At 65.4% G+C, this 16,401-nt stretch carries 4 protein-coding genes; 2 read left to right on the forward strand and 2 right to left on the reverse strand.

The window, feature by feature from the left end; translation table 11 throughout:
• The first annotated feature begins 192 nt into the window (after positions 1-192).
• Positions 193-12,876 (forward strand): filamentous haemagglutinin family protein, encoded by a 12,684-nt coding sequence (locus WFQ67_RS17695; protein WP_337057727.1) that lies wholly within the window; start codon positions 193-195, stop codon positions 12,874-12,876.
• 266 nt (positions 12,877-13,142) lie between these two features.
• On the opposite strand, the gene WFQ67_RS17700 is transcribed toward WFQ67_RS17695, so the two are convergent.
• Positions 13,143-13,919: a sulfite exporter TauE/SafE family protein gene (locus WFQ67_RS17700; protein WP_213630307.1), complete on the reverse strand. Its 777-nt coding sequence runs from the start codon at positions 13,917-13,919 to the stop codon at positions 13,143-13,145.
• A gap of 126 nt (positions 13,920-14,045) precedes the next feature.
• Positions 14,046-15,023, reverse strand: a complete 978-nt coding sequence (locus tag WFQ67_RS17705; protein ID WP_337057728.1) for a hypothetical protein — start codon at positions 15,021-15,023, stop codon at positions 14,046-14,048.
• Between the two features lie 146 nt (positions 15,024-15,169).
• Here WFQ67_RS17705 and WFQ67_RS17710 point away from each other — a divergent pair, with 146 nt between their 5' ends.
• On the forward strand, positions 15,170-16,063 hold the full coding sequence (locus WFQ67_RS17710; RefSeq protein WP_337057729.1) for a LysR family transcriptional regulator: 894 nt from the start codon (positions 15,170-15,172) through the stop codon (positions 16,061-16,063).
• The last annotated feature ends 338 nt before the right edge of the window (positions 16,064-16,401 follow it).

Here is a 16,401-nt window from a genome sequence, read left to right on the forward strand (position 1 = left end):
ACCGCTCCACGAACCGGCAATGGCCTCGCGCCATTGCCGGTTTTCCTGTTTCAGCCGCCTGCCGGGCAGATGAACTTTGCATGACAAAAGTTCGGTCGAGCGCGGCTGCCACCGCCTTGGGTATAGCCATGGCGCGCACCTCAGGGGAGGGCGATGCGCCCGTCTTTCGCGAGAACACAAGGATCCGTAGTGATGCGTTCCCAGCCGAGCAAGCCCGCTTCCCGCACCGCCACCCGCCACGACGGCTTCCTGCCGCTCAAGCCCCTGGCCCAGGCCATCGCCCTGATGCTGCTGGCCGGTGGCGCCCAGGCGGAGCCGGCGTTCAGCGCCGCCTGGTTCGCCGCCAAGGGCGCGGCCCAGGCCTCGGGCGCTACGCGGCCGACCACCCCGGCGCCGGGCACGCCGCCGCCCCTGGCCCAGCAGCAACGGGTGCAGGAGCGCCTGGGGCGCACCTTCGCCAACATGAACAACACGGTGGCGGCCATCGCCGCGGCCCAGGCCGCCCAGGCGGCGGGGAGCGCCGCTGCCTCCAGCGGCCCGCAGACCATTCATAACGGCCTGGGCGGCAACGGCCTCAACGTGGTGATAGGCCCGGACGGCAAGCCGCTGTTCGTCAACGCCGAGGGGCCGGTGCAGACCGACGCCAATGGCAAGGTGCTGGTCTCCATCAAGCAGACCGCCGACAAGGCCATCCTCAACTGGGAGACCTTCAACGTCGGCCGCGATACCACCGTGGCCTTCCAGCAGGACGCCAGCTGGGCCCTGATGAACAAGGTCGGCAACAGCACGGCGCCGAGCCAGATCCAGGGCCAGATCAAGGGCGACGGCACGGTGATGATCCTCAACGGCAACGGCGTGGTGTTCAGCGGCAGCAGCCAGGTCAACGTGCGCAACCTGGTGGCCGCGGCCACCGACTTCAGCGACGAGCAGTTCAAGACCGGCGGCCTCTACAGCGGCAGCAACCCGGCCTTCACCAACGCCCAGGGCGCCATCCGCGTGGAACAGGGTGCGCAGCTCAACACCGCCGCGCCGGCCACCTCCACGGCTGGCGGCGGCTACGTGCTGCTGCTGGGCAAGGAGGTGGACAACGCCGGCACCATTGTCACGCCCAAGGGCCAGGCGTTGCTGGCGGCGGGCGACAGCTTCACCATCCGCAAGGGCTATGGCACCGACGGCAGCCCGACCTCCACCACCCGTGGCAACGAGGTGACCGTCGGCGGCACGGGCACGGTGACCAACAGCGGGGTGATCCTCGCCGCCAGCGGCGACGTGACCCTGGCCGGCCACCAGGTGCGCCAGAACGGCGCGGCCCTGGCCAGCACTTCGGCCGATGCCCGTGGCACGGTGCACCTTACCGCAACCGGCGCCAACGGCAGCGTGACCCTGGGCGAGGGCAGCACCACCGCCATCCTGCTGGACGCCAGCGCCACGGCCCTGGACAGCCAGCGCGATGCGCTGATCGCCCCGGCGGTGACCCAGGATGGCAAGGTGATTCCCGGCGACGCCTACCGCCGCGACCTATCCCTGGTGCAGATCGACAGCAGCGGCACCGTGGACTTCCAGAAGGGTTCCATCACCCTCGCCACCGGTGGCCAGGTGGCGGTCAACGCCGGCCAGCGCAGCCTGGTGCGTGATGGCGCTGTGATCGACGTCTCCGGCGCCACCGGGGTCAAGGTCGCGATGGAGTCCAACAGCGTCAAGGTCAACCTGCAGGGCAACGAACAGCGCGACTCCTCGGTCAACCGCGATGGCGGCGGCCTGAACAACAACGATGTCTGGGTCGATGTGCGCGACCTGGTGTTCGTGCCCGCCGGCACCAACGGCTATGCCACTGACCGCTGGTACACCGCCGGCGGCCTGCTGGAGGTCGGCGGCTACCTGGGCACCCAGGGCCACAGCGTGGCGGAGTGGATGGCCCAGGGCGGCACCGTCAGCTTCACCGGCAACGAGGTGGTGACCCAGGCCGGCTCGCAGATCAACCTCTCCGGCGGCACCCTGGATGTGCAGGCCGGCACCATCAAGCAGACCTGGCTCAAGGGCGCCGACGGGCGCCTCTACGAGCTCTCCAGCGCACCGGGCGACATCCTCTACACCGGCCTCTACAAGGGCTACGAGGACCACAGCCAGCGCTGGGGCCAGACCGACTACTACTACACCCCGCTGATCGCCCCGAACGAGCGCAAGGAAGGCGGCTACACCGTGGGCCGCGACGCCGGAACCCTGGTGATCGGCACCCGCAACGCCGTGCTGGAAGGCACCCTGGCCAGCGACACCTACCAGGGCGAGCGCCAGACCCGTGGCGCCCAGGCCGGGCTCGACGGCTACAGCCAGTCGCAGAAGGCCGTGGCCCGTGGTGCCCAACTGGTGGTGGGCAGCTACACCCCCTGGTACGTGAAGGGCAGCGGCACCCTGGAATATGCCCTGGGCGCCGATGCCAACACCCTGAAGAACGTGATCCTCGGCGAGGGCGGCACCCGCATCGCCGATGGGCTGGACCTGGGTTCGGCCCTGCCGGCCGGCCGCGAGGGCATCCTCTACCTCGACAGTGCCCAGCTCAACGGCTTCAACCTCGGGGCGGTCAAGGTGGCCGCCAGCGAGGGCATCCGCGTCGATGGCGACCTGCAGGTGGCCCCGGCGGGCAACGTCACCCTGTTCGGTCCGAAGGTGGAGGTGAACGCCGACATCACCGCCCATGGCGGCAGCATCCAGCTGGGCAACGTGCTCAACCAGATCACCGCCACCGGCAAGGCCGATACCACGCTGGGCGGAGCGGCGTCCGTCACCCTCGCCAGTGGCGCCAGGCTCGATGCCAGCGGCCTGTGGAGCAACCTGCTGCTGGATCCGAACGACAGCCGTGCGCTGGCGTACCTCGATGGCGGCAGCGTCTCCCTGCGCAGCAGCGGCAGCACCCTGCTGGGTAGCGGCAGCCTGGTGGACGTCTCCTCCGGCGCCGCGTTGCTGGCCAGCGGCAAGCTGCAAGGCGGCAAGGGCGGCAACCTGACCCTGGCGGCCAACGCCAACACCGCCAGTGGCGCAGGTGTACTGGGCCTGGGCGGCGAGCTGCGCGGCCAGGGCGTCAAGGGCGGTGGCACCCTGGCGTTGCAGGCCGGCAAGGTGCTGATCAGCGACAGCGCCACCTCGGCCGATGCCGGCACCCTGCTGCTGCGTGGCGACTTCTTCGACAAGGGCTTCTCCGCCTACGAGGTGGCGGGCAACCGCGGCCTGGAAGTGGCCGAGGGCACCCGGGTGGATGTGAGCATGCCGGTGTACCAGCAGGGCGAAGGGGCGGCCAGCCTGGCCACGGGCGGCGCGCCCCGTGACGCCCTGGAAACCTGGACGCCCCCTCTCTACCTGGAGGATGCCGCCAAGGGAATGCTGACCCAGCGCCAGGGGGCCAGCCTGTCGCTGCGCGCCGGCAGCGGCATCACGGCGGTGGGTGATATCGCCACCACCCATCTGCTGGTGGGCAAGGGGGCGATACTCAATGTCGACCCCGGCCAATCCATCGGCCTGGCCGGCATCGGCCAGGTGACGGTGGACGGCACCCTGAACGCATGGGGCGGACGAATCTCGGTCAACTCGATCGTCTCGAACCCGGATATCGCCCTGCAGAAACCGCTGGAGACCTACCAGTCCCTCTGGATCGGCGACAACGCCGTGCTGGATGCCGCCGCCCGCGCCGTCACGGCCGTGGACAGCCGTGGCAATCGCTATGGCACGGTGCGCAACGGCGGCAGCATCGTCATCGGCGGTGAGATCGACCACGCCACGGGCAGCCTAACCGCCACCGACGCCTTCGTGGTGGTGCGCCAGGGCGCGCGCCTGGACGCATCCGGTGCCCAGGCCGTGCTGGACATCCCGGGGCAGGGCGCCACCCCCGTGGCCAGCCATGGCGGCAGCATCGCCTTCGCGTCCACCAGCGGGCTCTATCTGGATGGCCAGTTCAAGGCCGAGGCCGGTGGCGCAGGGGCATCGGGGGGCAGCCTCTCCGTTGCACTCGGTGCCCCGTCCTATCGGATAAACGACCCCAGGGCGACCGATGCGGTACGCCAGGCTCGGGAGCTGGTCCTGGCGCAACACCAGGGCGAATCGCTGCCGAGCGGCGTTGAGCCGGGCCAGGGCGCCGCCTGGTTGCAGTACGGAAATGGCCGGCTGGGCGTGGATCAGGTGGTGGGTGGGGGCTTCGACAACCTCTCCCTGCTCAGTACCGGCTTGCTCAGCTTCGACGGGGCGCTGAACCTGGACATGGCCAACGCGCTCAACCTCTATGCCGGTACCTACGGCCTGGCCGAGACGACCGCTGCAGGATCCATCGTTGATTTGCGGGGTGGCTACCTGCGCCTGGCCGGGGCATCGGGGGCGCCTGCAGACAGCGCAAGTACGGACACCGCCATCCGCGTCGGCAGCTCACAGCGCCCTGCCACGGGTCGGTTGAACCTGTCGGCCAGAGGCCTGCTGGATGTGCGCGATGCCGTCAGGCTGGGCGCCCGGGGCAGCATCCTGATGCTGCAGGGGGGCGCGCAGGTGGTGGACCGTCGGGCCTTCTCCGATGTGCACCTGAGCAGCCAGGGGGACCTGCGGCTGCTGAGCACGGAGGACGCCCGCGCCATGCGCCTGCAAGTGCCCGGCAACCTGGCCATGAGCGCCGCCCAGATCTATACGGGTACCGGTGTCAAAGGGCAGGTGAGTGCATCGAGGATCGACATCGGCCGCAGCGGTAGCGGCCTGCCGTCCGTTCCCTACTCGGCCTTCGGCTCGCTCAGCCTGCAGGCGGACGTCATCAACCAGGGCGGCATCCTGCGCGCGCCGCTGGGCGATCTGATACTCGGCTACCAGGGCGACGCCACCCGGCCCGCCAGCATCGTCAACCTGCTGCCCGGCAGCCTCACCTCGGTCAGCGGTGCCGGCCTGGTGATCCCCTACGGCGGCACGGTGGACGGCAAGACCTGGCTCTACGACGGCGTGTCGCTGTCCAACGACCTGCTCAAGGAAGGGCAGAGCCTGATGCCGGGCAAGGTCGACCTGGTGGGGCAGGTGATCGATGTCGCCCAGGGCGCGGTGGTGGATGTATCCGGCGGTGGCGAGCTGGTCGGCGCGGGCTTCGTCTCCGGGCGCGGTGGCTCCACCGATGCGCGCTTCAACCCGCTGATGCAGTACGGCGCCGATGGCTTCCTGCTGCCGGCCCTTGGCAGCAACCCGGTCTACGCCATCGTCCCCGGCGTGCAGGCCGGCTATGCGCCCCAGGGCGGCGAGGGCGGCGCGGTCGACCCCAGGGTGGGCCAGCAGATCACCCTCGGCGCCGGCGTGCCGGGCCTGCCGGCGGGCACCTATACGCTGCTGCCATCCACCTATGCGTTGCTGCCGGGGGCCTTCCGCGTGGAGGTCAACGGCCTGGCCGGGCAGGGCGGCGTCATCGCCACCCAGGCCATGCGCAATGGCTCCTGGTCCACCGCCGGCACCCTCGGCCTGGCCAGCGGCGCGCGGGACAGCCTGGCCAGCCGGGTGATCCTCACCTCGGCCGATGTACTGCGCCGCTACTCCCAGTACAACGAGACCCGCTTCAGCCAGTTCCTCCAGGCCGACGCGGCGCGCCTGGGCATTCCCGCCGCGCTGATGCCCAGGGATGCCAAGGCCTTCAACCTGAGCTTTGCGAACAACACCACCGACCGGCCCAGCTTCAGCTTCGCCGGCGAACTGCTCAAGGCGCGCGGGGAGGGCGGGCGTGGCAGCACCTCCAGCATCACCCAGACCTCCACGGGCAACCTGGAGATCGTCAGGGCCGGGCAGGGCGCCACCGCCGGCTTCAACGGCGTGACCCTGACCGATGAATCCCTCAACGCCATCGGCGCCGGCAGCCTCAACATCGGCGCCTATGCGCGCTCCTTCTACGGCCAGGGCGGCAACTTCATCCAGTTCGACGACGGTGCCAGTAGCACGGGCGGTAGCGTGGCCCGCACCACCAACCTGGTACTGCGCAGCGGTGCGACCCTCAAGGCCCCGGAAGTCTTCCTGGTCACCGCCGGGCCCACCGGCGGCATCACGGTGGAGCAGGGCGCCAGCATCAGCACCCTGGGCCAGGGCGCGGCACCCCGTGACTCCCGCGATGGCTACATCTACAAACCGGGCCGCAACAGCGTGCTGGCCGTCTCCAACGGCTACCTGAACATGCTGGCGCCCGACGCCGCCAACCCGCAGGAGCCGCAGAAAGCCCCGGGCAGCATCCGCATCGGCGTCTGCGACGGCATCTGCAGCGGCACCACCGGGCTCTACTCCGAGGGCACCATCGCCACGGCCACCGACAATGCCTTCGAACTGGGCGAGGCGGTCAACTACGGCACCCGCAACCTGACCCTGGCAGTGGGCGGCATCAACGTCGGCAGTGCCGAGGCGCTGGCCGACCTCGCCGCCCGCAACCTGCTGCCCAGCGGCCTGACCCTCAACCAGCAGGTGCTCGACCGCCTGCTGCGCGGTGACACCAGCACCGGCGCGCCGGCCCTGGAGACCCTGGTGCTGGGCGCTCGCGACTCGCTCAACTTCTTCGGCAATGCCAGCCTGGATACCTACGCGGGCGATGGCAAATCGCGCCTCAAGGAACTGGTGCTGACCACCCCGGCCCTCTACGGCAAGGGCGAGGCGGGCGAGACCGCGCGCATCCACACCTCCAACCTGATCTGGAACGGCGCCCACAACGAGGCCGGTTCCATCATTGCCAGTGGTGCCGGCACCGGCGCGGGCAACCTGGTGATCGACGCCGAGCGCATCGAGTTCGGCTACCAGCCGGACGCGCAACCCACCGCCGCGACGATTCGCGATCGCCTGGCCGTGGGCTTCGCCAACGTCAACCTCAACGCCAGCGAGCGCATCACCGCCAACCACAAGGGCGGCCTTTCGGTGTACCAGCGCCAGGATGGCTATGTCACCGGCAAGGGCTTCCAGTACAGCGGCGGCAACCTGACCATCAGCACGCCGGTGATGACCGGCGGCGCCGGCTCGGTCAACCGCATCACCGCAGGTGGCGATATCCGCGTCAGTGCGCCGAACGGCAGTGCAGTGCCCAGCATCGGCGGAGACGCTTTGGGCGCCGAGCTGTCCCTCAGCGGCCGCAACCTGCTGCTGGAAGGAGCCGTGGTGCTGCCCAGCGGCAAGCTGACGCTCAAGGCCGAGGCGCAACTGACCCTCACCGATGCCGCGCGCATCGACCTCGCCGGGCGCAAGGTCACCTTCAACGACGTGAACAAGTACAGCTGGGGCGGCGACCTGATCCTGGAAAGCCGCAACGGCGATATCCGCCAGGCGTCCGGCTCGGTGATCGACCTCTCGGCCACGAACAACCAGGCCGGCAGCCTCAAGGCCACCGCCCTGGCCGCGGGTGCCGGCAGCGTCGACCTGCGCGGCAGCATCCTCGGTAGCAGCAGCGGCTATTACGACGCTGGCGGCACCCTGGTGCCGTTCAAGGCCGGCAGCATTGACATCCGTGCCCAGCACCTGGGCGATGGCGAGCTCAGCGACGACTTCGCCGCTCTCAACCAGCGGCTCAACCAGGGCCAGGTGTTCGGTGGCCGCAGCTTCCAGCTCAAGCAGGGCGACCTGGTGATCGGCGATGGCCTCAAGGCCGGGGCGATCGACGTCTCGGTGGACGGCGGCACGCTCACCGTCAACGGCACCGTGGACGCCAGCGGCGAGCGGGTGGGCTCCATCCGCCTGGCCGGCAAGCAGGGCCTGACCATCGGCGGCAACGCACTGCTGGACGCCCACGGCAGCCTGCTGCGGGTGGACAGCTACGGCAAGATCATCGACTCGCCCAACCGCGCCATGGTGGAACTGGGCTCCGGCGACGGCCTGCTGACCCTGGCCGATGGCGCGCGCATCGACCTGCGCCACGGCACCGCTGCTACCAGTGGCCATGACGGCAAGGCCCGCGGCACCCTGGAACTGAACGCCCCGCGCCTGGGCGGCGCCACCGCCGGCGATATCGCCATCGACGCCAGCGGCAGCCTGGACATCCAGGGCGCCAGGCTGATCGCGGTGAACGGTGTGCAGCGCTACGACGACGCACGCGAGGTCACCGACCCCGTCAACGGGCACCGCTACCAGGAGATCGACCAGAACTACCTGGACCAGAAACACACCGACAGCCTGGCCTTCATCGACAACGCCCTGGCCAATGGCGCACTGGTCAACGGCAAGCTGGCCGGCCTCAACAACGGCGCCTATGCCGACGCCTTCCACCTGCGCCCGGGCGTCGAGATCGTCAGCAAGACCGCTGATGGCGACCTGGTGGTGCAGGGTGACCTGGACCTTTCCGGCCATCGCTACGCAAGCCTCAATCCCCATGCCCAGAAGCTCAATGGTGTCTACGGCTCGGGCGAGGTGGGCAACCTGGTGATCCGCGCCGGTGGCGACCTCTCCGTGTTCGGCAGCGTCAACGACGGCTTCATGCCGCCGCCGGAAACCCAGGACGACGCCGGCTGGGTGCTGACGCCCGGCAAGCAGATGTTCAATGGCGATGTGGTGGTGCCGCGCGCGGGTATCGAGTTGCAGGATGGCACCGCCTTCCCGGCGGGGACCGTGCTCAACTACGACCTGCCCATCAAGGCCATGACCCTGGCGGCCGGCACGCGCCTGCCAATCGCTGCGACGCTGGATCAGCCTCTGACGCTGCCAGCCGGCACCGTGCTCTCCGGTGATATACGCAACGCCGACAACAGCCTGGCCTATGCGGCAGGTACGCGACTCTCCGCCGATATCACCCTGGCCAAGGACATGATCCTCGGCGCCGGCACGCTGCTGACAGGCGACACGGCGGTCACGGGCATGAACTGGCCCAAGGGCGTGGCGTTGCCGAACAACCCGCTGCGCTCTGTCGACAGCAGCCATCCGGATGTGGTCGTCCAGTCCGGCAGCCTGACCCTGGCCCTGGGGGCGCTCATCCCAGCCGGAACCGACGTCAAGCTCACCGCCGGCGTGGAGAAGATCAACCTGCGTGGCGGGGATGGCAAGGGGCGCAACTGGGCCGCCGCGCAGATGCTGGCCGAAGGCACTCAATCCTGGTCGTTGCGCGCCGTGGCCGGCGCCGATCTGCAGGCGGCAGACACTCGCCTGGTGGACCCCTACGCCGAGCGGGGCGAGCTTCGCGTGGCCGATACGCACTACGGCTACCTGGTGACCGCCAAGCCCGGGCAGCCCACAGGTGGGCGAGTGCTCACGGCAGAAGGCTCGATGGTGTTCTATGGCGACGAGTCCCATGCCGGCAAGCCCGTGGCGGACGTGGCAGCGGAGTTCGCCATCTCCGAGGATGAGGTCTGCGCCTGGGACAGCCTGTGCAAGGCAACGACCGCTCCGCGCACGCTGACGGCCGAAGGCTCCATGACCTTCTATGGGGACGAATCCCACGCCGGTAAATCCGTGGCGGACGTGGCAGCTGAATTCGCCATCACCGAGGACGAGGTCTGTGCCTGGGCCAGCCTGTGCAATGCAGCGGCGTCACCGCGCCTGCTGACTGCCGAGGGCTCCACGGTGTTCTATGGGGACGCGTCCCAGGCGGGGAGGCCCGTGGCGGAAGTCGCATTGGAGTTCGCCATCACTGAGGACGAGGTCTGCGCCTGGGCCAGTTTGTGTAGCGGTGGAGCTACGCAGGCGCCAACGGAATATGAATACGCACTGGGAACCAGTCGCTTCAGTGTGCTTCGAGTCGGTACCGGCGACCTGGACCTGATCAGTGCTGGTGACTTCAGCATGCAGTCCCTGTACGGCATCTATACGGCCGGCACCTCTTCCCTGGATCTGGCCGCGTCAGCAGTCTTCAATCAGCCGCGGGGCTTCACTCAGCTTTCTAACGGCACGCTCGATGCGACGGTACTGGGCAAGAACGGCGGCAGCTACGAAGCCCTGGTCAATGGTGGGGCCAGCAGCCTGTATCGCGCCTGGTACCCGGATCATGGCGGCAACCTGCTGCTTTCCGTCGGCGGTGACCTGACCGGCGATATCCTCGGTTCCAAACTGATGGGCGGTGGCGGACTCGACCAGCCTGAAAGCTCCAGCGTCGGCAGCTGGCTGTGGCGCCAGGGCGGCGGCGTCAATGGCGAGATACCCACCGCCTGGTGGATCAACTTCGGCACCTACATGCCCTTCAACGACAACGTCGCCTTCACCGGTTTCACCGGGTTCGGAACCCTGGGGGGTGGCAACCTCGATGTACGTGTCGGCGGTGACGCCGGCATGCTGGCGGCCCGGGGCACCCTGGACAACACCATCGCCACCCGCAGCCAGGGGTTGGTACTGGCGGTGGGCTCGACCGGGCGCATGGTGGACGGTGAACTGGTGCTCACCGGCGGTGGCGACCTCGATCTGAAGGTGGGCGGTGGGCTCAACCCGGCCTTGACCGCGCGCGCGATGCTGGACGACCGGAGCCGCCCGGTCGCACAACGCCATGACCTGAATGGCAGCCTGGCCAACCTGCGTGGCGCCGTGCGTGCCAGTGCGGGCTCCTTCGGCGGCATCGAGCAGGTCAATGGGCCGCTGCAGATGTCGCAGGACCCCCGTGAAAGCCGTGCCTACGACCCCTTCAAGGCCACCATGGCCAGCGCCACCGGCGGCCTGGTACTGGTGCCGGGCGACGCCACCATCAGCCTGGACGCCCGGGGTGACCTGGTGCTTGGCGGGGCGGCCGATGCCGGGCGGACCGACGCCCGCAATTGGCAGCCGGTGGATCTCGATGGCGGCAAGAGCATTGGCCGCTCCTGGTTCAGCCTGTGGACCGACCACACGGCCATCGACCTGTTCTCCGCAGGCGGCAACCTCACCCCCTCGACGCAGGTCGGTGAGCTTCCTGCGGGCTCCAACGACAGTGTTCGTAGCGGCCTGGACTACTCCGCCACCGATGGCCGCTTCGTCTACCCGTCGATCCTGCGTGCCACAGCACCAGGCGGCAGCCTCTACTACGGCCCATCGGCGTTGTGGACGGACAACAGCCTGAACACCACCCGCTATTCGTTGTTGCTGGCACCCGGCGGCAGGGCGCAGCTGGAATTTCTGGCAGGCGACTCGATCTATGCCGGGGGTTATGCCATCACGCCCAGCAACGCACCGGTGTCCAGCCTGGCCACCCCCTTCAACCCGGCGTTCTACTACCTCGACTCCAATGGCGCCAATCAAGGAGACCTGGCTGGTGCCGGGGTCCTCGGGCGCAGCCTGTTCGCCTTTGGTGGCACGGGGACCCGCAGCGCCTATCGCGGTGCCGACGAGCCGGCCCGTTTCTACGCCCTCACCGGCGACATCATCGGGCTGCGTACCGGTGAGCTCATCACCTTCGCCAGTGCACCGAGGGCGGGCGAGACCTGGTACGAAGCGGCTCGCCCGGCGCGCATCATGGCCGGCCGCGATATCGTCAACAGCGGCCAGCTGACCGGCACGCTGCTGTCGCAGTTCGCAGGCCTGGCCACCAGCACCGGCAACCTCTTCATCCACGACGACCCGACCGACATCTCCATCGTCTCGGCCGGCCGCGACATCCTCTACAGCACCTTCAACGTCGCCGGCCCCGGCACCCTGGAGATCAGCGCCGGGCGCAACATCCTGATGGAAGACAAGGCTGCGGTGACCAGCCTCGGCGCCATCGTGCCGGGCGACAACCGGCCGGGGGCGGACATCGTCATGCAGGCCGGCGTCGGCAGTGGCCCGGACTACCTGGCCTTCGCCCAGCGCTACCTGGACCCGGCCAACCGCGTCGAGGCCAGCGGCAGCCTGGCGGGTGGCGGCGTGGCCAAGACCTACGAAGTGGAACTGGCGGCCTGGTTGGCCCAGCGCTTCGGCTTCAGCGGCACGAGCGAGGAGGCGCGCGCCTACTACGCCGCGCTGCCGGCTGAGCAGCAACGGGTGTTCGCCCGGGAGATCTACTTCGCCGAGCTGCGTGCCGGCGGCCGCGAGTACAACGACGAAGCCAGCCCGCGCTTCGGCAGCTACCTGCGGGGCCGCAACGCCATCGCCGCGCTGTTCCCCACCCACGACGTGGCCGGCAACCCGATCCTCTACCAGGGCGACATCACGATGTACGGCGGCGCCGGGGTGCACACCAACTTCGGCGGCGGCATCCAGATGCTCACCCCGGGCGGGCAGCAGGTGTTCGGCATCGAGGGCGAGGCACCGCCGTCCACCGCCGGGGTCATCACCCAGGGCACGGGCGACATTCAACTGTTCGCCAACGGCAGCGTGCTGCTGGGCCAGAGCCGCATCATGACCACCTTCGGCGGCGACATCCTGGCCTGGTCCGCGGCCGGCGACATCAACGCCGGGCGGGGTTCCAAGACCACCCTGGTGTACACACCGCCGCGCCGGGTCTACGACAACTGGGGCAACGTCACCCTGTCGCCCACCGTGCCCAGCACCGGTGCCGGCATCGCCACCCTGGCGCCCATCGCCGAGGTGCCGCCGGGCGACATCGACCTGCTGGCGCCCCTGGGCACCATCGATGCGGGCGAGGCGGGCATCCGCGTCTCCGGCAACGTCAACATCGCCGCGCTGCAGGTGGTCAACGCCGCCAACATCCAGGTGCAGGGCAAGTCCAGCGGCGTGCCGGTGGTGGCCGCGGTGAACACCGGCGCGCTGTCCTCGGCCAGCTCGGCGGCCAGCTCCGCCAGCGACGCCGCCGAAGGCGTGGCCCGCGACCAGCAGGCCGCCTCGCGCCAGCGCCAGCCGTCGATCTTCACCGTGCAGGTGCTGGGCTTCGGCAACGAGCGCGTGGCGCCCTCCGGCGAAGGCGCCGGCCGCACCCCCACCTACGACCCCGGCAGCAGTGTGCAGGTACTCGGCGCCGGCCAGCTGGACGACCAGGCACGCAACCAGCTGACCCCGGAGGAACAGCGCAACCTGACCCTCTGACCCCATCCCCGGCCGCCCCTCGGAGCGGCACCCCTTTCCCGAGGGCGGCAGGCGACTGCCGCTCTTTTTTTACCTGCGAGAAGGTAGGCCTTGCTCGGCCTCCAACGTCTGCGTGGTTGGCTATTCTCTGCCGCCCTACATGGCTGGCCTGGCTGGAGGCGCATGGTCGGGAAAGGGTTTGAGCGAAGTTCCCGGCGCCATAGTGAGGAGAGGGGTTACGGTTATCGCCAGTTCCACAGCGAGCTGCGTGAACGGGGGCGTCTATGTCACGGGGCCTCAATAAAAATTGAGAACCCCATGCGGCCTATCAGGAACACCAATAGAATCAGGAAGAAAATCCGAATGAAACCACTTCCATAACGAAGTGCTAAAAACACGCCGGTGAGGGCGCCGGCGATATTGCACAGGCTCACCATGCCACCGATAAGCCAGAGCACATTACCTGAAGGCACGAAGAAAAATAGCGCAGCACTGAACGTGCCTAAATTAACGAGCTTGGCCGACGCCGACGCATTGAGAAAATCGAAACCAAAGTACTTTACAAAAACAAACAGCAAAAGACTCCCGCTGCCAGGGCCAAATACGCCGTCATAAAATCCCAATAACGCGCCAAAGAAAACGCCCAGCACAATCTCTTTTGGCCCATGTTCGACAGATCGATGAATCCTGCCTAAATCCTTCTTGGCAAAGGTATAGACAGCCATCACTATCAACACCACAAAGACGACGTACTCCATGGCTTCTTTAGGTATCAATGAAACAGAAAAAGCACCTAGAAAAGAGAAAATAAAAGCAGCGATCATGGTGGGAAGAATTAACGTCCAAGCAATATGTATGCGTCTCAGGTAGCGGGATATGGAAAAGCAATTCCCCAGCAGTACGGCCAGCTTGTTGGTTCCGAAGACCGTCGCCAGGCTTTGCTGAGGTAGCGCATGAAGCAGGGCAGGCACCTGAACAAGTCCCCCGCCTCCAACTGCTGCATCGATTAACCCGCCGCAGAATGCAAAAAAACCCAATGCTACGAGGGTATATTCAATGGTCATAAAAACATCTCTTCACCTTCCACTGTTCACATCATCTCCCGAAGCCGTATCCATGCAGAGATCAGATGAGCGAAACCGCTGATGCGTAGCCGCATCGCACCAGCGGCAATCAGTTTTAAAACACGATCAAGCAGTCAAGGCCTCGTGCAAACTACGGAATGCCTTTCCAACACGGCCGTTATAATCAATCATGATTTCTTTCAAACGATGAATGTCAAACTCCAAGTCGGCGAATCGGCAATAGGCCTGGGCTGCGGCCAATGCATGCAGTCCATGCCTGTTCTCCACCTCTCCTGAATGCCCCATGACATAACCCTTGGCATTCCGAAGCGCCTTCACGTCAGCGCGAAGATCTGGACTGACGGCGTGGAGCTTCTCCTCGATATATTGCGCAATATAGTTATATTCACGACCATTCCAGAGTTCTGACGCCACCGACGTCATCATGGCCTCCAACATGGATCGCTTGTATTCATGGGAATTCAAAGGTGATTTGTTTTCTGCGATGCCCGCTCTGTAGAGGAAGCCTGAGAACTCATTGCACCCGGGCACGACATATTGACTTTCGACCCAACGCGAAGCGCCGAACGCGGACGTCATGTATCCGTACATGCCATCGTGCCCTTCATGGCCGAGACCGAAGTCATCCTTGGCCACCTCATGCATATGTGCCATGACATTGTTGTACAGGGATTGCTGGTGAGCAGGAATCGCGCCTGCATCAGCAGCCAAGCGCATGATTATTTTCGCTGAAACCAAGCTTGTGGTCTTATGGGTTTCATTCCAGCCATTAAAAAATTTCAGTACACCTTCATCGACCAATTCTTTCTCTAAAAAGGCATTGAAGCTTTTTTCTGCCCAATCCTGCGACGCTTGCGTTGTTTCATGATTTAGCACATCATGCATCGCCCGCTGGATAGCTGGCACTTGATCCACATGTGCGGGGATTGCCGCTTTACGCTGATCACCGGAAATCACTCGGCCCGGTATCTTCAAGGCTGCAAAGTGTTTTGGGAGATATTCAATAAATGCTTCGCCAAATTGCTGCATGGACAGCTCGTGGCGGGGCGCAACAATATCACTTTCCATAACAATAGAATTCATTGCTTAACCTTCTTCCATAAAGTGTGTGAGCGGGTTCGTTATCGCTTGAAGTTAAGGGCGGGCACGAAACTAGGTCACTTGTAGGCGCCAAACAAGTAATTTATAATCACGTCACTATTCACTTTAAATGAATCTTCGGTGCAGCAATGGAACTGTCGCAACTCAAAATGTTTAAAGTGACTGCAGAGCAAGGGAGTATTGTCAAGGCCTCCAAGCTATTGCACTGCGTTCCCTCGAATATTACCAACAGAATAAAGCTGTTGGAGCAGGAACTGGGAGTGAATCTTTTTTTGCGTAAAGGCCGGGGGCTGATTATAAGCCCTTCCGGTGAGTTGCTTCTCGGTTACGTGAACAAGATTCTCGATACTTGCGAAGAAGCGAAAAGAGCGCTTGATCCTGAGGCGACTCCAGCCGGGGTGCTAAAAATAGGCGCTATCGAATCAGCAGCGACTGGCCGCCTACCTGCTCTATTGTCTCGTTACCATGTGCAGTGCCCGAGCGTACAGATGCAATTCAGCACCGGCACCTGGTCGCAATTGGTGGCGGAAGTTATCGGACACAAGTTGGATGGCGCAATCATTGCCGTGAAGAGCGATCACGCTGACATTGCCCAACTGGAAATATACAAAGAGCCATTGATACTGATCGCATCGGAGTCCATAGGTGAAATCACCTCTGCTGATGATGTCAACAATCTGGATATTTTCATGTGGCCTGAAGGTTGCCCTTACCGCCACGCCCTCGAGCGCTGGCTAAAGACCGCACACATATCAACTCCTATAACCAGCATAGCGAGCTATGGAACCATTCTTGGCTGCGTCAGTGCAGGTGCGGGGGTTTCTCTGGTTCCCTCTGGCGTGTTCGAGCAGTACAAGAAGATTGGCAATATAAAAGGCTATGTCTTCGACGACCTGACGCCAATACAGAATTACTTCATCTGGAACAAGAATATTGGATTGCATCGAGCACGGGATGCCTTTGCAGAGTTGATAACGGATGAGTTCAGAAACATCAGTACATTCCAGGAGCGGTCTGAATGAGCCCGGCATTTTCCACCGACCTCAGACTTCGCTGATATTGAAAGCAGCAAACTGATCAAAGACGAACAGATCACCCGCGCACTCGCGAATAGCGTGACCAGAAGAAGAGGCCCGGCATCAGCCGGGCTTCTTCATTTCGGGCGAGCCGCTTCTGCAGAAATGGCAGAGGTTCCGGGCGCCCCGGACAGCACGTTTACGAGCGCAGCCCTTGGCGACATTCCTGGAGGGTGTGCTACGAGCACCTGGTGCTCGCCGGAAGCACCGAGCTACGCCCCGTCCATTTCACGAGGCTCAGGGGACCGCTGCGCGGTCCTTGGCGAATGAATTCGCCCCTACAG

This window comes from Pseudomonas sp. USHLN015, assembly GCF_037153275.1.
Taxonomy (GTDB): domain Bacteria; phylum Pseudomonadota; class Gammaproteobacteria; order Pseudomonadales; family Pseudomonadaceae; genus Metapseudomonas; species Metapseudomonas tohonis.